This is a genomic window from Bacillus sp. MM09(2025), from assembly GCF_050496725.1.
Classification (GTDB): domain Bacteria; phylum Bacillota; class Bacilli; order Bacillales; family Bacillaceae; genus Bacillus; species Bacillus pumilus.
In genome coordinates, this window is the sequence record NZ_JBNWEN010000004.1 from 2,321,285 (window position 1) to 2,340,460 (window position 19,176).

Here is a 19,176-nt window from a genome sequence, read left to right on the forward strand (position 1 = left end):
TCCTTTCCCTTGAGAAGTCCTCATTAGTTTGCTCGGAACATATCGACATTTTCAGGGGAAAAGTTGGTGTCCGCATCAATCGTGTACCGGCAATTATAGGCTGAATAAATGCTTCATGTATGAAAATGGATCGATCAGCAAAACATAAACAAAATATACATGAAAGTGAGATCAATGATATCATGCAGCCGAAATGGTGGGTGCCGTTTGCAGCGGGAATGGTTTTGTTTGGCAGTTTCATGATCCATCCTGCAACAAATGCAGCGATGCAGCCTGTTGAAAATTGGGAAAGACTTGCGTACACAGCGCTGCAAGAGGAATATGAAGGCGCCGCTTTAAACGATTATCAATATATCGGGCGTACACAAGTAAATGAAGATCAGACAAAAGATGTCTTTCGCGTCACCGTGAAGGAAGGCTCAACGCTTTTTGCTGCGCATGCAGAAATCTATTTTCACCCGGTCACCGGTCATTTGATTAGTATTAACGTATTCCGGCTATAAAAAAAGCACCTCTATTAAAGAGGTGCTCCAGCGTGGAGACAAACCATTGCATTCGTTGTCAGTCCTGTGTGCTGGTGCTCACATCATAAATACGCGCCAATACTCGTCCTTCCTAGGGCTGCAAAGGTTTTCTATTCCGCTGAAAAGAAGACATAGGGGCTAAAATCAAGATCATTTTAGCCCTTTGTCAACATTCTTAAGCCATTATTTCATGCTTCCTTGGAGGTATGAGCGGATATCTACGCCAAGTGAATCGGCTAATCGTTGTCCATAATCTTCATCTGCACGATAGAAGTTGCAGATCGCAAGTAATTTTGTTTTGTCATTTACGTCTTTCAGGTCAGCTGTTAGGTTTTTGATCAATGCTTGTTTCTCTTCTTCTGAGTAGCTTCGATATTTTTCCCCAGCTTGTTTGAAGTCGTTTGGTTTTTCAATTTTTTGTCTCACCATTCGATCACCATGAAGAACTTGTTCGCTTTCTTTGTAGTGAGGATTTTCTTTTGGCTGATCATCGTAACGGTTTGGTTCATAGTTAATATGACCGCTTGGACGAGTCGTTGTCATGAAGCCATCCTGCTGATTATTGTGTACAGGTGCATAAGGACAGTTCACCGGAATACGCATATAGTTGGCACCAAGACGATGACGCTGCGTATCTGGATATGAGAACAGACGGCCTTGAAGCAGTTTATCTTCAGATGCTTCAATTCCTGGAACAAGTGCACTTGGTGTGAAAGCAGATTGCTCTGTTTCAGCAAAGAAGTTCTCAGGATTGCGGTTCAGTGTCATGCGTCCTACTTTTTGAAGCGGGTAATCTTCTTCGCTCCATGTCTTTGTTGGATCACAAGGATCATAATCAAGATCATCATAATCGCTCAGCGGCATCAACTGCACATATAAGTCCCATGCCGGGTAGTTGCCATTTTCAATGCGGTCATATAAGTCTCTTGTCGCATGCTGGAAATCATTTGCTTGGATTTCTGCTGCTTCTTCCATTGATAAATTGCGAATACCTTCTGAAGGTCTCCAGTGATATTTCACATATTTTGTTTCTCCATATTTGTTGACCCATCTAAATGTATGCACACCAGAACCGCGCATTTCAGCGTAGCTCGCAGGAATTCCTTCATCAGAGAAGAGCCATGTGAGCATATGAGTGGATTCAGGTGTTAAGGTCATAAAATCCCAATAACGGTCAGGATCTTGAATATTGGTTACAGGATCTGGCTTGAGAGAGTGAACCATATCAGGGAATTTCAATGCATCACGTATAAAGAAGATCGGCAAGTTGTTACCAACTAGATCATAGTTGCCTTCTTCTGTGTAAAATTTGACAGCAAAGCCGCGCGGATCACGCAATGTTTCAGGTGAACCTTTAGGATGAATAACGGTTGAGAAGCGAACAAAAACATCTGTCTGTTTTCCTTCTTCACTTAAGAAAGCAGCTTTTGTATGTTTCTCCATGCTATTTTCAACTTCAAACACACCATAAGCGCCGGCGCCTCTTGCATGAACGACACGCTCTGGAATACGTTCACGATCGAAGTGTGCAAGTTTTTCAATCAAATGGTAATCATCAAGAAATGTAGGTCCGCGGTGACCAGCTGTTCTTGAGTTTTGGTTATCGCCAACAGGTACGCCTTGGTTTGTTGTCAAATTTTTATGATTTGAATTTGTCATTCTTTTTCTCCTCCTGTAAACAAAAAAATGGTTTCTAGCAATCTATATACCCTAATTATATTGAATCAAACATGATAGTCAATATCTATTTATAATAATTTTAAATTAATTATTATTACAAGGAGGTAAAGAAAAAGACGAAAGAATAGAATTCTTTCGCCTAAAGGAGGAGCTCTCTAAGAGCATCTTTGTTTTGAGTTAAATCTTTTAATGTGTATTGGTCAAGTACGCGCAAGTAAGCAGTAAGTGCTTCATGAAGTACATGCTTTAATGAACAAATCGGGGAGATGATACAGTTGTTTTTGCTTGGATCAAAGCATTCAACCATGACTAAATCATCCTCTGTATAACGGACAACCTCTCCAATGTTAATGCTTTCTGGGCTTTTCCCAAGCCTAATCCCGCCATTTCTCCCACGGATCGTTTCTACATACCCGCGTTTTCCAAGATGGTAAATCACCTTTGTCAGATGATTTTTAGAGATGCCATAAACATCGGCGATCTGCTGAATATTTGACAGTTCATTGTTCTCTCTTGATGCTAAATAAATGAGTACTCTTAATGAGAAATCTGTATAATTCGTTAGTTTCATTTTGACGACCTCTAAACCTGATAGAGTTTTGTATCATCGTAACACACTTTAGACAAAAACTGTTCGAGAAAGTGTTAAATGTGACAACATTTAAAACATGTATTATAAATATTGCTTTTATAAGCTGTCATCCATTACGATAAAGATGTATTTAAAATACATCTTTTGAAAGAAGGAATAACGATGTTATCTAAAGATCAAATGAATGCCATTAAACAATCAGCCCCTTTATTAAAAGCCGAGGGAACCAAACTTGTGACTGTTTTTTATCAAAATATGATTCGTCAGCATCCAGAGCTACTCAATCAATTTAATAAAACAAACCTTATGAACGGAAGTCAGCCAGAGGCGCTTGCTGCAACACTATACCAAGCTGCACTGCATATCGATCGATTAGAAGAATTACTTCCTGCGGTCAAACAGATTGCCCATAAGCATGTCAGTGTGATGGTCAAAGAAGAGCAATATCCAATCGTCGGATATCACCTAATTGAAGCGATGAAAGAAGTGTTTGGTTTAACTGAAAAAGATGACACACTTTTAGCTTGGAAGGCGGCATATGACATCATTGCGAATATCTTTATTACGATTGAAGCAGAAATGATGGAGGAGAATGTAAAACAAACAGGCGGATGGTCAGATGTGAAACCGTTTGTGATTAAGAAAAAAGTACAGGAATCTCCAGCACTGATCTCCTTTTATTTAGTACCAGAAGATGAGTCAGAGCTGCCAATGTTTGAAGCCGGCCAATACATTACGGTTCAGGCAGATATGCCGGGTGAGGCTTATATGTGCAGCAGACAATACAGCTTATCAGATCAGCATCATCCGTCTTATTACCGCATCACAGTGAAGCGCGATGGTCATGTGTCTACATTTTTGCATGATGAAATGGAAGAAGGAGACGTTCTTCAAGTGAGTATGCCGCAGGGAATGTTCTGCTTGCAAGAAGACACAAAAGAGCCTGTTTATTTCATTAGTGCGGGTTCTGGCGTCACACCAATGATTGGTTTATTGAAAACAGCAGCGCAAAACAGCCAGCCATTTACAATGATTCATGCAGATCGATTAGAGGATGTCACCGCTTTTGAACATGAATTTGAAAGCATTCTAGCTTCAGCTCCGCATGGCCGCATCCTCTTATGTAATGAACAATTTGCGCAGTCTGGTAAAGGTGAGCTTGTTGAAAAGGCAGCTTCCCGCATTGACCGTCCATTCCTTCAATCAGTGGTTGGAGAAGGGAAGGGGCAATTTTATCTTTGCGGTTCCCCGGTATTTACACAAGAGATGATTTATATACTAAAAGAGCTGGGAATTCCAGAACAGAATATACATTTCGAGTCATTCGGCGGGCAGTCCACAAAAGAAATGGAAGTCGTCTAAACGAATGGCGGAACATCATGTTTTTTTAGATGCGCTCATATAGTAGGGATAAGTCCGATGAGGAGGGATGGTTTCCTTGAGCGTATCAGAAAAACGTCTTTTACAAAGAGCCATTGATGAAATTACAGAAATTGCAGAAGGATTTGGTCTAGATTTTTATCCGATGAGGTATGAAATCTGTCCCGCGGAAATTATTTATACGTTCGGTGCATACGGAATGCCAACACGATTCAGCCACTGGAGCTTCGGGAAACAATTTCATAAAATGAAGCTTCATTATGATTTAGGATTAAGCAAAATTTATGAGCTGGTCATCAATTCAAATCCTTGCTATGCCTTTCTACTTGATAACAACACGCTTGTTCAAAATAAATTAATTGTGGCTCATGTACTGGCTCACTGTGACTTCTTCAAAAATAATTGCCGTTTTCAAAACACAAAACGAGACATGGTAGAAAGTATGTCAGCAGCGGCAGAGCGGATCAAGGAATATGAGCACCTTCATGGAACAAAAGAAGTTGAATCCTTTTTAGACGCCGTATTGGCTCTTCAGGAGCATATTGATCCGTCTCTTGTACGTTCAAAACTAAGCTGGAATATCGGCGATGAAGAAGAATATGAAGATGACAAACCAAAGTGTCAGACGCCGTATGATGATTTGTGGGGAATGGATGAGCCGAAAATACGTGAGAAAAAGAAAATCGCCAAGCCATTTCCGCCAAAGCCGGAAAAAGATATTTTACTCTTTATTGAGGCGCACTCCCGGGAGCTAGAGCCGTGGCAGCGGGACGTTCTCACGATGCTGAGAGAGGAAATGCTCTATTTTTGGCCGCAGCTAGAAACAAAGATTATGAATGAAGGCTGGGCATCGTATTGGCATCAGCGGATTATGCGAGAGCTTGATTTGGATTCAAGTGAATCGATTGAGTTTGCCAAATTAAATGCTGGCGTGGTGCAGCCGTCAAAAACGGGCATCAATCCTTACTATTTAGGTCTGAAGATTTTTGAAGATATCGAAGAGCGCTATGACAACCCATGTGAAGAATTAAAAAAAGCAGGGGTGACAGAAGGATCAGGCCGCAGCAAAATGTTTGAAGTCAGGGAGATTGAATCAGATATTTCCTTCATTCGAAATTACTTAACAAAAGACCTTGTGATGAGAGAAGATTTGTACTTGTTTCAAAAACAAGGGAGAGATTATAAAGTCATCGATAAAGAATGGAAGGCTGTTCGTGATCAGCTAGTCAGCATGAGGGTCAATGGCGGTTTTCCTTATTTGACCGTGATGGATGGCGACTATTTAAAAAACAATGAACTCTATATTAAACATTGGTATGAAGGCATTGAACTAGATTTGAAATACTTAGAAAAAGTACTCCCATATTTGCATCAGCTATGGGGAAGAAGTGTGCATATCGAATCCATTCTTGAAGGAAAAGAAGTCATGTTTTCGTATGATGGAAAAGGAGTTCATAGAAAATATCTCGCATAAAAAATCAAAAAAAGATGTCTCTGAGCAGACATCTTTTTTTGCCGATTTTATTGGTTTTTCAGCAGTTTGAAAATGTGTTTTGCTTGATCGGTGTTTTCCATCAGACCTTTTAGCTTTTGGCTTGTTGGGCCATACGCAAAGAATGGCACTTCATCACCCGTATGACCTGATGTGGTCCAGCCTGTATGAGATCTCACGTTGATCACTTCTTCAATCGCATCATCAATTTTAACAGCATCCTTTGTTTCAGCAGCCTTTTGAATGGAGGCCATTTCTTCTTTTGTGAAATCAAGATCGATATATTGTTTAAGCGCTGATTCAACAGTCATACCACTGACGATTTTGTTTGCGATAAAATCAGGGGTCTTTTTCGCTGCTTTTACCGGTTTATAATCCCAGCTGCCCGAGCCGTCTGCCCCAAAGGAGAGTCCGCCAGTTGAATGATCGGCAGTGGTGATGACTAACGTATTTTTATCCTTTTTTGCAAAACGAATCGCTTCTTCAAATGCTTTTTCAAAATCCTTCATTTCACTCATGGCACTCACAATATCATGATCATGGCCTGCCCAGTCAATTTGGCTGCCTTCAACCATAAGGAAAAACCCATTTTTGTTTTTAGACAGCTGTTTAATGGCTGAGGACGTCATGTCTTGCAGGGAAGGGGTCTTTTTATCACGATCAATCGCTTTATCAAGACCGCCATCTGCAAAAATGCCTAACACCTTTTGATTTTTGTTTTTTTGTAATGCCTCTTTATTGGTGACATAATCATATCCAGCTTGCTTAAATTCCTTCGTTAAATCACGATCCTTTCGGACAAAATCGACGAGACCTCCGCCAAGCATGACATCGACTGTATGCTGTTTACCGATTTTTTCATCGAAGAAATCATCAGCGATGGATGCTGTATTTTTTCTCGATATATCGTGAGCCGCATACGCAGCAGGAGTGGCATTTGTTAATTCAGAGGTCACGACAAGTCCCGTAGATTTTCCCTTCCGTTTTGCTTCTTCTAGAACTGTTTTTAATTTTTTGCCCTTTTTATTTACACTGATTGCATTGTTGTAAGTTTTTTTACCAGTTGCCATAGCTGTACCAGCTGCGGCAGAATCAGTGATATTGCTTTTCGAATCATTAGGATATGTTTTGTGCATGCCAGTGAGGTAAGGGTCAAACGCTGTTTGTTTTGAAAGGTCTCCGTTGTGCTTAAATGAGCGGTAAGTTGAAAGGTACGGTGTTCCCATGCCATCCCCGATCAGCACGATCACATTTTGCACGTCATTTTTGGGCTTCTTTTTAGCCTCTGCTTTGTCCGCTTGTCCAAATTCAATTCCTGAAAAAATGCCAATCGATAGCACAGATGCTGCCGCCACTGCAGCGATTTTCGTTTTCGAGCTTTTCAACACACTCATTCATTTTGCCTCCTCATTGTTTATGTATCGCTCTTACGTTTACAATGGTAGAGCAGAATTGTGGATTCCCATTTACAGGATCGTAAAAATCCCTTTAAAATTGTAAAGGTCCACTTTACATAGAATGAGCCAAAAAGAGAAATGAATGTATCATTTATCCATGACAAGATACATTTATTTTGTCATGATTGTGTAATGAAAATGAAATATAAAGAACCCTAAAAAAAAATAAATTTTGCCGAATTAATAAGCATAATGTCGTAGGAAGTCAAGACTATTTCTTCTGGTATTTGATCCTTATAATAGTAAGTAGATAAAAATCCGGATCACGATAGATACATACAGGAGGAACAAATGAAAAAACAATTGATCACAGCTGCAAGTGCAGTTCTACTTGGGACGACATTATTTGCCGGAGCTGCCTCAGCGCAATCAGTAAAAGTTCAAAAAGGTGACTCTCTTTCTGTTCTAGCGAAAAAATATAAGACAAGCGTGAGCAAGATTAAATCAGACAATAAGCTGAAATCTAACACGATATATGTTGGACAAACGTTAAAAGTAAATAGTACTGCCGCAAAAAAAACAACGAAAACATCAAAAGCAACAACAAAAGTAAAAGCGGCGTCAGCGACAGCCACTCATAAAGTTGTGAAAGGTGATACATTATCGAAAATCGGCAAAAAGTACGGCATGACTGTAAAAGAGCTGAAATCGTTAAATAAACTCAAAACAAACCTGATTAAAATTGGGCAAAAGCTAAAGGTCAAAAAGACGTCTAAAAAAGTAAAGACAACACCTGTTAAAGAAAAAACAGTTTCTGTTTCTTCTTTAAACACGTCTAAGCTTGTTGCGGATGCTAAAGCGTACAATGGCACACCATATAGATGGGGTGGAACGACACCAAAGGGCTTTGATTGCAGTGGGTTTATGTGGTATATCATTAACAAGCAAAAAAAGATTTCAAGACAAACAACTGAAGGTTTCTGGGGATCAATGAAAAGCGTATCTTCTCCAAAGGTTGGCGATTTTGTGTTCTTTACAACATATAAATCGGGTCCATCTCACATGGGTGTCTACATTGGGAACAACAAGTTTATTCATGCTGCTTCCGATGGTGTGACGATCAGTGATATGAATTCAAGCTACTGGAAGCCGATTTACCTTGGAGCGAAAACATTTGTGAACTAATTTATTTTAAAAGACTGCTTATGAAGCAGTCTTTTTTATTTGCGCTGTAGAAAATAAATCGATAGAAAAAGCCCGTGTTACTTGGCATTAGTCAAGTAACACGGGCTTTTCATTTTGAGAGCGGCTTAAAAGCCTAATTGAAGATCGACATCGATCGATACGATGGCATAGACACATAAAATGACAAAGATATTCAGTACGACACCGAGGAACCCAGGGCCCGTACGGCCTTTTTTAATGAACAGTTCAATAATGCCAAATGGAACTGCGGCCATTGCAAAAGGGAGCATCTGAAAAGAATAAAATGTCACATTACTGATAATGGCGAGGTTCAGCATGAGCAGGGATAATATCGCTGTACCGACAGAAATCCAGCCAAATACATTATGCTCTTTAAAAATTCTTACCAATTCCATAATTCCACCTCGCTCACTTTTGCCGTTTTAATGCGTTTTGTCTTCACAAATTTCTCGATTTCTTTCGAAGGACCTGTGATCACAGAGCCATAAATCGTGACACCATTTTGGTTGATATAGCGTATTCGGTTTGACAGATCCAATTCAGGTCTGCCAGAGATCGTTTTTGCCCAGGTTGGGTGCTGATTGACATAAGCAAGGGCATCTTTAAATTGATCTACCTCTGTTTTTGATGTGTGCTGAAGCTCTTTTAAGAATTCAGAGTCTCTCCCAGGAAAGCCAATTGGCCGCTGATTCCCGCTTAATGAATCCTCTGTTTTAATCGCATTCCAGAGCACTTTCATATCATATTTTTTAGCAAAGGAATAAACGTCCTTTGGTATATACGCTTTGTCATAGGAGACATACACTTCACTGACTGTTCCTTCAGGAAGCTTGTCTAAAGTAGTGAGTGTTTGTTTTTTTGATGCATCTGCCTGAGTAGAAGGATGGGTAAAGAAATCCTCCGTCTCGCGTGCGCTGTCACCATAATATGAGATCGTAGGCTGCTTTAATTTATCGAAGAACATCTCGATTTGCTCACTGCCAATGGCTTCTGTTTTATTGCCAATTTGTTTTTGCAGCTTAAGTTCTGTGTTCATTCCAAAAAGCTTGACTTGGCCTTTTAAATCTTTCATTTCAATTGCCACGTTTGGTTTCGTCAAAGCGACTGTTACAGCGGCTGTTTCCATGAAATGATTCCCTTTGCTCTCTGCTCCGCCAACGCCGTAATATAGATAACTTCCTAATGTACAAAGCGGTAAAATAATAAGTGTAGAGATGACAGCAAGTACAGAAATACGTAAATAAGACTTTCTTTTTCCGTATTGCAAGATGGCTTTTTGCTTTTCAGGACTGATGGAAAAATCGGTCCAATCCGAGTCGTTCAGTTCCTGACTTAAGCGTTTTTCGTTTTCTTCAAGCTCTTCTTCAAACGCCATCATTTCTTCCTCGTTCATCTCACCATTATTATATTGTTCCCATCGCTTGTTAAACTCTTCATTCATCATTAACACCTCTGTTATATAGTGCTTTTAGGCGCTGCCTTGCACGAAATAAAACACTTTTAAAATTTGCTTCAGTAATATTCATGACCTTGGATGCTTCCTTGTAATTCAGTTCTTTTAAATAATACAATGTCAACGCTTCCTTGTAGTTATCTGGAAGCTGTTCTAAATACATGTTGAGGACTTCTTTTATTTCAATCTGTTCAGCAGGGCTTTGTACAGACGTTTGTAAAAGGCCGCCAATAAGATCATCCGATATGGTCACTTCTTTTTTATGTTTCCTGACATAATCAATAAAAGCATTTCGTGCCACCTGAAATAACCAAGGTTTCACTTTGCTATGGTCGTAGGAATGAATATGTATATAAGCACGCATAAAGGTTTCCTGCAATAAGTCTTCTGCCAAATGTTTGTCTTTTGTCATGGAGAGCAGAAACCTGTAAACATCGTTCATATACATTTGATAAATTTCATCGATCGTCACTGATTTTTCTCCCCTCTATGTTATAAACGCATAAGAAAGGCATAAAGTTGCACGAAACTTCTCAATACCGTACAATACTCATCTCTTTCGCCGAATCAAAATCATTTCTCCTTATCATAGCGAAATTTGCGCCATTTATAAAGCATTTTCAATAGAACAAATCAGGAAAAAACCTTAAAAAACGACAAAATTGGACACAATTCTTCTTCTATTCTCTCCTAAAATCATAGACCTGAATACAGAAAGAACGATGATTCTGAACGAAAAATGATGTGATGGTTTGATTGTTTCAAAAAAATTAGTACCAGGTAATAAAAAATTTGTTATAATAGAAACAAATCCTTCATTTTTCAAACAAAGGAAGTGCACTATGTATAAATTTTCAGGCTATACCATTAAAGTATTATTTACTCTCCGAGGCGGAATCAAAGTATATCAAAAAGAGAATCTGCCAACGGATCGGGGATTTGTCATTGCATGTACACATGAGGGTTTTGTGGATGTTCTTGCATTAGGCGCAGGGATTCTTCCGTTTGAGATCCACTACATGGCAAAAAAAGAATTGTTTGCAAACAAATGGATCGGTGGATTTTTAAAGAAGATTCATGCCTTTCCAGTTGATCGAGAGAATCCTGGGCCAAGCAGTATTAAAACGCCCATTAAATTATTAAAAGAGGGAAAGATCGTTGGGATTTTTCCAAGCGGAACACGTACAACAGAGGATGTACCTTTAAAAAGAGGTGCGGTTACCATTGCGCAGCTCGGTAAAGCGCCAATCGTTCCAGCAGCGTACAAAGGGCCGTCCAATGCGAAAAGTCTTTTCAAAAAGGGGAAAATGCGCTTAATTATTGGTGAACCGATAGAGCAGTCAGAATTTGAGCATCTGCCGCCAAAAGAACGTTTAGGTGCCATGACTGAAGTATTAAACACGAGAATTAAAGAACTTGAAGCTCAATTAATGGAAAAAGGATAAGAAAAACGACCGCTTGCTTTGGCAAGGGTCGTTTTTTTCTTAAGAAGCGCCTTCTTCAGCGGCTTCTGCTAATTGTTCATTTAACTTTTTGACTTCGATATATACCACATGGTGTCCATCGACTTCATTAATGATAAATTCATAGCCTTGTTCACGAATGGTGTCATTTTTCTCAACTTCATATTTCTGAGTAAGGAACCAGCCGCCGATCGTATCGACTTCTTCGTTATCAAGCTGCGTACCTAAGAGCAGGTTGACTTGATCAACTAGGACCTTTCCATCAAAGATGTAATGGTCTTCTCCAAGTTTACGCACTTCGTTGATTTCATCCATATCGAATTCATCACGAATTTCACCGACGATTTCTTCAAGGATGTCTTCTACAGTCACAAGACCAGCTGTACCGCCGTATTCATCTGATAAAATCGCCATGTGTACACGTTCGCGCTGCATTTTGAGCAATAGATCATGTACAGGAACGGTTTCAATTACATGAATAATTGGATTGACAAACTTTTCGATCGTATCACTTGTAGAACACTCACCGCTAATGCAGGCAGTGAGAACCTCTTTAATGTTCAGAACACCAATCATATTATCTTTATCGCCATCTTCAATTGGATAACGTGTATATTTCTCTACCTTGGTCACCTTCAGCATTTCCTCAATGGTAATATCATGAGGGAAGCTGACAACTTCGGTACGAGGAATCATAATTTCTTTCGCCAGACGGTCATCAAATTCAAAAATTTTATTTACATATTTGAATTCAGACTGGTTAATTTCGCCGCTTTTATAGCTCTCTGATAAAATAATCCGCAATTCTTCTTCGGAGTGCGCCATGTCATGCTCAGAAACTTGCTGAAGACCGAACGCTTTTGTTAACAAACGAGCAGATCCATTTAATACCCAGATAAACGGGAACATCACTTTGTAAAAAATCATGAGCGGTCTAGCAAAAAGAAGAGATACTTGCTCTGCCTTTTGAATGGCGAGTGTTTTTGGTGCAAGTTCTCCAACCACAACGTGTAAAAACGTCATAATACTAAACGCAATAATAAAAGTGACAATAGAACTAGCTGATTGAGGAATGGACAGCTCTACAAATAGTGGAGCAAGCATGTGCGCAATTGTTTCTTCCCCTAACCAACCAATACCAAGGGCGGTAATGGTAATACCGAGCTGACAGGCTGACAGATACTCATCAAGGTGAGTCGTGACATGCTTGACAGCAACTGCTGTTTTATTACCTTCTGCGATTAACTGATCAATTCTTGAGCTTCTTAAGCGAATGATCGCAAACTCTGATGCAACGAAAAATGCGGTTAAAGCTATAAGCAAAGCAACTATAAGTAAATTAACTATGTCCAATTAAGGCCTTCGTTCTGACTTTGAGAACGAAGGTAACACCTCCTGTTTAGTAAAAATTTTAACTTAACAGCAGTAAAAATGATTGGACAGCCGTCATCTTTTCAGGTGTAAGCTGTTCTTTTAATTTTTCACGTTGTTCTGGTTGAAGCTGCTTACAACGTACTAAAATGCGGTCCATATGCTCGTTCATCCGATCGATATCAGAGGTTAAATGGACAAGTTCATCAGGATCTTCCTTTTGAGAAGGGAATTGTTCATCTAATCTGGATTTGATGTCAGAAAGAGCCAATCTCTGCTGTTTGCAAAGAACGATTAATTGTAATCGTTTTAAAGCATGTTCATCGTAATAACGATAATTTGAGCAAGATCTAACAGGCGCAAGCAACCCTAGATTTGTATAATAATCTACAGTACGTTTCGTCACCTGTGCAATCTGTGCTAGTTCACCAATACGATACTTTTTCTCAGCCCCATCTGAACATCTCCTCCTAACCGTCACGTTATAGTTTATGAAAATAGTTTAATATAATTCTAGTCTGAAATACAAGTTAATTGTTCATATTTCCTGCCGATATGAAGAGGAGAGAGGGACTTCTCAGTCTAAATGGTCCTGTCAAATTTCACATAGTGATACAGGAATTTTCAGATTATTTATGGTAAGATAAAATGAAGACCGTTTCATATATATGTAGAGAAGCGGATTTATACGTGAACCGGAGGTGGTTAAGTGGGGCCCTCAATATAGTCTTATTTAATCAGTTAACCGTTTTGCAAAACATAACATCATCAATCAGGAGGTGACTCCTTGTTCTTCTGAGAAAGAGCAAGGTTAAATGGACGATATTGTTAATCTGAGTATAGTCGGTGTTTTGATTGCTTTAACAGCTTTCTTTGTTGCATCTGAATTTGCCATAGTAAAGGTGAGAAGCTCAAGAATTGATCAGCTTGTTGCCGAAGGGTCCAAAAAGGCCATCGTGGCGAAAAAGGTGACATCAAGGCTGGATGAATATTTGTCAGCCTGTCAGCTCGGTATTACAGTGACATCCCTTGGTTTAGGGTGGATTGGTAAGCCAGCTGTAAAAGAACTTTTGGTTCGAGGTTTCGGTTTGACAAACATTCCTGATTCAGCAATCAGCCTGATCTCAGCAACACTTGCGTTCTCTATTATTACCTTTTTGCATGTAGTCGTCGGTGAGCTTGCACCAAAAACACTGGCGATTCAAAAGGCGGAAAAAATGACGCTCTGGCTGTCAGGCCCGCTGCATGCATTTTATATCCTAATGTTCCCTTTCATTTATGTGTTAAACGGGTCAGCTCGGGTTCTAACCAAAATGATGGGCATCGATATGGGGTCTGAAAAAGAACATTCCCATTCTGAGGAAGAATTAAAGATTTTATTATCTGAGAGCTTAAAAAATGGGGAAATCAACCCATCAGAATATAATTATATGAACAAAATTTTCGACTTTGATAATCGAATTGCCAGAGAGATCATGGTCCCGCGGAGAGAAATTTGTGCCATTCCAGAAGATATGCCGCTAGATGAGATCCTCTCCATCATGACGCAGGAGAAGTATACACGCTTTCCTGTGTTTTCAGGCGATAAAGACCATGTCATCGGCATGCTGAACAAAAAGCAGCTCTTTGCAGATCTTGTGTATCAAGTAGAAAAGGATCAATTGAAGATTCAAGATTATATATATCCAGTGATTGAGGTCATTGACACGATTCCTATTCAGGAGCTTCTCGTCAAAATGCAGCGCGATCGAATGCATATGGCGATTTTAACCGACGAATATGGTGGAACGTCTGGACTTGTTACAACAGAAGATATATTAGAAGAGATTGTTGGCGATATTCGAGATGAGTTCGATGAAGATGAGCAGCCGGTTATTCAAAAAAGAGCCGATCATCATTATGTTTTAGATGGCAAAGTCAGATTAGATGAAATTCAAGATTTGATCGGAATGTCATATCATGATGAAGAAATTGATACAATAGGCGGGTTAATCTTAAATGAGAATATTGATATCCGAGAAGGACAATCCATTTATCTTGATGATATTCGGATGAAGGTCTTGGAGATGGATGGACGCTATGTGAAAAAGATCGACCTGAAGAAAGGCGTCACCTCATCAGAAAAAGGAAATGCACGCATAGGGCGTGATATAAAAGAGCCGCTGTTAGTAAACGAAATGACCTTGAGCGAAAAATAAGCTCAAGGTTTTTTTGGGTATTTAGTCTCTTTTTACGAATGCTTGTTCGGTTTATAATAAGAACAAACGTTCGATATAGGGGGGATGAACATGCTTTGGTATGAAACAGCAAGTATCACGGAGAAAAAAAACTCAATGAAACGAATTGAGTTTCATTTGAAGAACTTCAAAAATTACCAGGCGGCGATTTTAAATATCGAAAGACAGCTTGAAAAAAGAAGTGCGCATCATTTGGATCACATGACACGGAAGAAGTTAGAAGAGCAAAAAAATCAGTATGAACTCATCGTTGCGTGTATTGAAACAGCACTAAAAGAGTTGGATGAGATAGAGAAGCAGCTCATCGATTACAAATACTTTCGTGATTGGCGTATGGCCAAGTGTGCGATGGAAATCGGCTACAGTGAAAAAACCCTCTTTTTAATGAAGCGCCAGCTTATGGATCAACTGCTTATCAGCTTAGCCGCTATTACCAATATTTAAAAAAGGTGTTGTCCTATTTGATAGAACGCAGAAAAGAGACAGAAAGACCCAATGATTGTCATCAATAAGTAGACAGCAAGTTTTCCGATTTTCCGCTGCTCTAGCATGGTTGCAGATTCTACACTAAATGTAGAGAATGTTGTAAAGCCACCGAAAAAACCTGTTCCAATGATCACAAGCAGCGGATGATTGGCAGTCACGGCACCTGTCAGTATACCTAAACCGGCAGCACCTAATAAGTTGATGAGAATAATACTGTACGGGAAACGAGCATGAGACTTAGATTTCTGTATCGTTTGGCTAATGAAAAAACGAAGGGCGCTGCCGATCCCGCCGGCAATAGCTGTATATAAAATGATCATTTATCTGCCTCCTCTCTGCTGCTTATTTTGATGAAAAAGCCGCTGAGCTAACATTAGTCCACATAAGGCAGCGGCTACTCCGGCAATGACTGAGAGCAGGGTGTAGATCACACTTGAAGTGAACTGCCCAGTCTGTAATAAAAGAATCGTTTCTTTTGAAAAAGTGGACATTGTCGTAAAACCTCCGCAAAATCCTGTTCCGATCAAAGCGGCAAGATATTTTTTTCTCTTATGGAACATAAAATATCCTGTTGAAAAACCAAGAAGCAGACTGCCTGTCACGTTTTCAATTAGCGTTGCATAGGGGAATGTTTGGCTGACAACAGATTGGCTTAGTTCATATCTGCAAAGTGTCCCAATCAGTCCGCCAATAAATACGGCAAGATATGCTTTCATTTACATCATTTCTCCTTTAGAAAAAATAGCGGGTGATCCGTCACGACACCATCAACGGGATATTTTTTGATCCGATCAGCTGTTTTTTGATCTTTCACAGTCCATATAAACACATCCATCCCGAATGCGTGGATGCGGTCTATCCACCATCTATTGATCATCGTTTTCTTCAAATTAAGACAATTTACAAACGTGCTGTATGCCGTTAACTTTCTTTTCGTCAGTTTAAATGCATTAGGCTTTATAATCAAAGCTGTTCGAAGAGAAGGGGCGAATGCTTTGATTCTTTGCAGTGCATGATCATCAAAAGATTGAATCATGATATGACGAGAATAGGCAAAACGATTGATGATGTCGGCAACTGCCTTTTCAATTCCTATCTGCCGTTTTGGATGTTTGATCTCGATCAATATCCCAATCCGCTGGCTGTATCTTTCAAGAATTTCTTGTAATGTTGGAATTCGTTCATTCGTGTACTGTTTGTCAAACCAGCTTCCTGCGTCCAGTTTTTTCAGCTGATCAAGTGTATAGCTTTTGACGAAGCCGTTTCCGTTCGTCGTTCGGTCAACTGTATCATCGTGGATCACGACGACGTGCTGGTCCATTGTGAGCTGTACATCTAATTCAATATAATCTGCACCCTGCTGAACAGCTAAATCAAACGCAGCGATTGTATTTTCTGGGGCAGCGCTTGATGACCCTCTATGCGCGATAATATACATATGCTCCAGCTCCCTGACGTAAGTTCTGGTCTTATCATATCAAATGCTTTCCTGTTTTTCCTTCTTTACTATATGGAGGGAAGAAGAGCAGTATGTAAGGGTGAACGGCATGTGCCGAGAAAGTATGAGGTTTCAAATATGAAAAGTTACTGGAATATCCCAAGCCATGATTGAGTAAATCTGAAGTACATCAATTTTTTCTTCGATCAATTTTGTCCAAATCGTCAGCGTTCGCCAAAATATTAGTGCTTTCGTCATGTTGACTGAAAATTCTGATGTTTTATAATGATGAAAAGGAGGCGAGATGATTGGGTAAAGGGAGAATTAGAGTGGAAGAACGTATTAAGGTCGAAACGGATGCTGAAATGTTTAAAGCGACTCTCCTTGATCAGGCTCAGAAGAAAAAGTAGTTTGCTGCCCGTCGATATGTCTCTAGCCAAAATTTCATAATTGAACATCATGCCTCGGGACTGGTCCCGAGGCTTTTTATATAGAGGTCAGACATTTATGAGAGGACATAAACGAAGGTTATATTATAAACTAGAGAGGATTGTTTTAAAGGAGAGAGACAAACATGTTTACACAAAAATGGATGGATACATATTTTACAGTAGATGTTGCGATCCAAATCGGCATTAGCCTTTGTATTTTATTGCTTTTTTTATTGCTTCGGAAAGTATTTACGAAGTACTTATTTCATCTTCTCTTTAGGCTGACCAATCGGTCTAAAACGGAGGTCATTAACCAGATTGTTGTGGCATTCGAAAAGCCAGCCAGACTGTTTTTTGTCGCACTTGGGTTATATTTTGCGTTAAGACAGGCACCATACTTTGAGCATCATATGGATGTCATCGTCAAATTATATAGATCCTCTATTATATTGATGCTGACATGGGGGCTTTGTAATTTAACCGCAGCTTCTTCTTTCTTATTTCAAAAAGTAAATTCGAAATTTGAATTAGAAATGGATGATATTTTAGCACCGTTTTTATCGAAGGTGTTTCGTTTCATTATCATTGCACTAAGTATTAGTGTGATTGCACAGGAATTTAATTATGATGTAAATGGACTTGTGGCTGGTCTTGGTCTAGGGGGGCTAGCCTTTGCGCTTGCTGCACAGGATACGGTGGCAAACTTTTTTGGAGGAATCGTCATCATTACAGAGAAGCCTTTTACAATGGGCGACTTTGTGGAGACGCCAAGTGTTCTTGGGACTGTCGAGGACATTACATTTCGAAGTACAAAATTTAGAACACCTGCTGAAGCAGTCGTGACAGTTCCGAATTCTACGCTTTCAAAGGAACCAATCACGAACTGGACGAGAATGAATAAACGCCAAATAACGTTTTCCGTACGTGTATCCTACAATACTCCAAAGGAAAATCTGGACCATTGTATCAAACGACTCAAACAAATGCTTTATGAGCATGATGGGGTGCACAAGGAGACAATCATGGTGAATCTCGATGTACTGGCAGACAGTTATTTGAATTTATTTTTCAACTTTTACACAAACACGACGGCCTGGGCTGAAAACCTAGATATCAAACAGGACATTAACTACCGGATCATGGATATCTTCCATGAAGAAGGTGTAGAATTTGCCTTCCCTGGACAGACCATTTACATGAAACAAAAAGGTGAAAAACAGCTGAGTGAATAAAGGAGGAAGGATGAGTGGATCAAACAAAGGTGGCAGTGCTAAGAGAGAAATTAACGCAGGCTTCACATATAATGGTACTTTCAGGTGCGGGCATGAGCACGGAATCAGGTATTCCCGATTTTAGATCAACGGGTGGCTTATGGACTGAAGACACCGCTCGCATGGAAGCGATGAGCCGGTCCTACTTTTTATCAAACCCTCATCAATTCTGGCCGAAATTCAAGGAATTGTTTCAGATGAAAATGAGCGGGAAGTACGAGCCGAATAGCGGGCATACCTTTTTAGCCAGCCTTGAGAAACAAGGAAAACATGTAGAGATTTTTACCCAAAATATTGATGGTCTGCATAAAAAAGCAGGAAGCCAGCATGTATATGAACTTCACGGCTCTATTCAAACAGCTACTTGCCCATCATGCCAATCGACATATGAACTGCCTTATTTATTACAAGAAGAAGTGCCTGTATGTCTAAAGGTTTCCTCAGACGGACGGACATGTGGGCAAGTGCTGAAAACAGATGTTGTCCTTTTTGGAGACAGGGTTAAACATTTTGATCAAGTAGAGAAATCACTTCAGCAAGCGGACCTTCTGCTCGTCATGGGAACCTCCCTAGAAGTAGCGCCAGCAAGATATATTCCAGAAGATGCGGCTCAAAATCCTTCCATCTTCAAGGTGATGATGAATTTGAGTGAAACAGAATACGATCCACTGTTTGATCTTGTCTTTCATGAGCGAATTGGTGATCTCGTAAAAGCTTTATAAATCATCAAAAAACCCGCATCCAATAGGTGCGGG

At 39.8% G+C, this 19,176-nt stretch carries 21 protein-coding genes; 10 read left to right on the forward strand and 11 right to left on the reverse strand.

Annotation, left to right across the window (positions count from 1 at the left end):
• The first annotated feature begins 119 nt into the window (after window positions 1-119).
• Window positions 120-503 (forward strand): YqzG/YhdC family protein, encoded by a 384-nt coding sequence (locus ACQYAC_RS17915; protein WP_044140630.1) that lies wholly within the window; start codon window positions 120-122, stop codon window positions 501-503.
• Between the two features lie 204 nt (window positions 504-707).
• Here the strand turns inward: ACQYAC_RS17915 and ACQYAC_RS17920 are convergent, their stop codons facing one another.
• Window positions 708-2,183 carry a catalase gene (locus ACQYAC_RS17920; RefSeq protein ID WP_058014433.1) on the reverse strand — a complete coding sequence of 492 codons (1,476 nt, stop codon included), beginning with the start codon at window positions 2,181-2,183 and terminating at the stop codon, window positions 708-710.
• 160 nt (window positions 2,184-2,343) lie between these two features.
• Window positions 2,344-2,775, reverse strand: coding sequence for an Rrf2 family transcriptional regulator (locus tag ACQYAC_RS17925; protein WP_058014432.1), 432 nt, complete (start codon window positions 2,773-2,775; stop codon window positions 2,344-2,346).
• Window positions 2,776-2,958: 183 nt separating this feature from the next.
• Between ACQYAC_RS17925 and ACQYAC_RS17930 the strand changes: the two genes are divergently transcribed.
• Together ACQYAC_RS17930 and ACQYAC_RS17935 are read left to right on the forward strand one after the other, a co-directional pair.
• Window positions 2,959-4,158, forward strand: coding sequence for a globin domain-containing protein (locus tag ACQYAC_RS17930; protein WP_339165372.1), 1,200 nt, complete (start codon window positions 2,959-2,961; stop codon window positions 4,156-4,158).
• Between the two features lie 67 nt (window positions 4,159-4,225).
• A complete protein-coding gene (locus tag ACQYAC_RS17935; RefSeq protein WP_429943814.1) occupies window positions 4,226-5,650 on the forward strand; it encodes a SpoVR family protein in 1,425 nt (474 codons plus the stop codon).
• 47 nt (window positions 5,651-5,697) lie between these two features.
• On the opposite strand, the gene ACQYAC_RS17940 is transcribed toward ACQYAC_RS17935, so the two are convergent.
• A complete protein-coding gene (locus ACQYAC_RS17940; protein WP_429943815.1) occupies window positions 5,698-7,062 on the reverse strand; it encodes an alkaline phosphatase in 1,365 nt (454 codons plus the stop codon).
• A gap of 354 nt (window positions 7,063-7,416) precedes the next feature.
• On the opposite strand from ACQYAC_RS17940, the gene ACQYAC_RS17945 reads away from it, so the two are divergent.
• Window positions 7,417-8,250, forward strand: a complete 834-nt coding sequence (locus ACQYAC_RS17945; protein ID WP_429943816.1) for a LysM peptidoglycan-binding domain-containing protein — start codon at window positions 7,417-7,419, stop codon at window positions 8,248-8,250.
• A gap of 125 nt (window positions 8,251-8,375) precedes the next feature.
• On the opposite strand, the gene ACQYAC_RS17950 is transcribed toward ACQYAC_RS17945, so the two are convergent.
• The 3 genes from ACQYAC_RS17950 to ACQYAC_RS17960 are packed head-to-tail and all read right to left on the reverse strand — an operon-like array spanning window position 8,376 to window position 10,196.
• The gene (locus tag ACQYAC_RS17950) at window positions 8,376-8,666 is read right to left on the reverse strand and encodes a hypothetical protein (protein WP_003212420.1); all 291 of its coding nucleotides are present in this window, start codon (window positions 8,664-8,666) and stop codon (window positions 8,376-8,378) included.
• Window positions 8,654-9,712, reverse strand: a complete 1,059-nt coding sequence (locus ACQYAC_RS17955; RefSeq protein ID WP_058014427.1) for an anti-sigma factor — start codon at window positions 9,710-9,712, stop codon at window positions 8,654-8,656. Before ACQYAC_RS17955 ends, ACQYAC_RS17950 begins: the two co-directional genes overlap by 13 nt.
• Entirely contained in the window at window positions 9,705-10,196 is a 492-nt protein-coding gene (locus ACQYAC_RS17960) for a sigma-70 family RNA polymerase sigma factor (protein ID WP_008348979.1), read from the reverse strand. The genes ACQYAC_RS17955 and ACQYAC_RS17960 overlap by 8 nt, the downstream gene beginning before the upstream one ends.
• 370 nt (window positions 10,197-10,566) lie before the next feature.
• On the opposite strand from ACQYAC_RS17960, the gene ACQYAC_RS17965 reads away from it, so the two are divergent.
• Window positions 10,567-11,169 carry a lysophospholipid acyltransferase family protein gene (locus ACQYAC_RS17965; protein ID WP_058014426.1) on the forward strand — a complete coding sequence of 201 codons (603 nt, stop codon included), beginning with the start codon at window positions 10,567-10,569 and terminating at the stop codon, window positions 11,167-11,169.
• Window positions 11,170-11,208: 39 nt separating this feature from the next.
• On the opposite strand, the gene ACQYAC_RS17970 is transcribed toward ACQYAC_RS17965, so the two are convergent.
• The gene (locus ACQYAC_RS17970; protein ID WP_034620023.1) at window positions 11,209-12,540 is read right to left on the reverse strand and encodes a hemolysin family protein; all 1,332 of its coding nucleotides are present in this window, start codon (window positions 12,538-12,540) and stop codon (window positions 11,209-11,211) included.
• Between the two features lie 58 nt (window positions 12,541-12,598).
• Entirely contained in the window at window positions 12,599-13,039 is a 441-nt protein-coding gene (locus ACQYAC_RS17975; RefSeq protein WP_034620022.1) for a MerR family transcriptional regulator, read from the reverse strand.
• Window positions 13,040-13,373: 334 nt separating this feature from the next.
• On the opposite strand from ACQYAC_RS17975, the gene ACQYAC_RS17980 reads away from it, so the two are divergent.
• Together ACQYAC_RS17980 and ACQYAC_RS17985 are read left to right on the forward strand one after the other, a co-directional pair.
• Window positions 13,374-14,756, forward strand: a complete 1,383-nt coding sequence (locus ACQYAC_RS17980) for a hemolysin family protein (protein ID WP_058014425.1) — start codon at window positions 13,374-13,376, stop codon at window positions 14,754-14,756.
• A gap of 90 nt (window positions 14,757-14,846) precedes the next feature.
• Complete coding sequence (locus ACQYAC_RS17985) at window positions 14,847-15,239, forward strand: transcriptional regulator (RefSeq protein ID WP_339165380.1); 393 nt, start codon at window positions 14,847-14,849, stop codon at window positions 15,237-15,239.
• Here ACQYAC_RS17985 and crcB (ACQYAC_RS17990) read toward each other — a convergent pair.
• Genes crcB (ACQYAC_RS17990) through ACQYAC_RS18000 form a run of 3 tightly spaced genes read right to left on the reverse strand, consistent with a single transcriptional unit; the run spans window position 15,236 to window position 16,719 of the window.
• On the reverse strand, window positions 15,236-15,601 hold the full coding sequence (crcB, locus tag ACQYAC_RS17990) for a fluoride efflux transporter CrcB (protein WP_339165382.1): 366 nt from the start codon (window positions 15,599-15,601) through the stop codon (window positions 15,236-15,238). The genes ACQYAC_RS17985 and crcB (ACQYAC_RS17990) overlap by 4 nt on opposite strands.
• Window positions 15,602-15,997 carry a fluoride efflux transporter CrcB gene (gene crcB, locus ACQYAC_RS17995; RefSeq protein WP_429943817.1) on the reverse strand — a complete coding sequence of 132 codons (396 nt, stop codon included), beginning with the start codon at window positions 15,995-15,997 and terminating at the stop codon, window positions 15,602-15,604. It abuts the gene before it with no gap.
• Window positions 15,998-16,002: 5 nt separating this feature from the next.
• The gene (locus tag ACQYAC_RS18000; RefSeq protein ID WP_429943818.1) at window positions 16,003-16,719 is read right to left on the reverse strand and encodes a glycerophosphodiester phosphodiesterase; all 717 of its coding nucleotides are present in this window, start codon (window positions 16,717-16,719) and stop codon (window positions 16,003-16,005) included.
• A 308-nt stretch (window positions 16,720-17,027) separates the two neighbouring features.
• Here ACQYAC_RS18000 and ACQYAC_RS18005 point away from each other — a divergent pair, with 308 nt between their 5' ends.
• The 3 genes from ACQYAC_RS18005 (at window position 17,028) to ACQYAC_RS18015 (ending at window position 19,143) form a co-directional block, all read left to right on the forward strand.
• On the forward strand, window positions 17,028-17,129 hold the full coding sequence (locus ACQYAC_RS18005) for a YhdX family protein (protein ID WP_008359843.1): 102 nt from the start codon (window positions 17,028-17,030) through the stop codon (window positions 17,127-17,129).
• A gap of 164 nt (window positions 17,130-17,293) precedes the next feature.
• Window positions 17,294-18,382 carry a mechanosensitive ion channel family protein gene (locus ACQYAC_RS18010; RefSeq protein ID WP_144462485.1) on the forward strand — a complete coding sequence of 363 codons (1,089 nt, stop codon included), beginning with the start codon at window positions 17,294-17,296 and terminating at the stop codon, window positions 18,380-18,382.
• 29 nt (window positions 18,383-18,411) lie between these two features.
• On the forward strand, window positions 18,412-19,143 hold the full coding sequence (locus ACQYAC_RS18015) for an NAD-dependent protein deacylase (RefSeq protein ID WP_429943970.1): 732 nt from the start codon (window positions 18,412-18,414) through the stop codon (window positions 19,141-19,143).
• Window positions 19,144-19,176 lie beyond the last annotated feature (33 nt).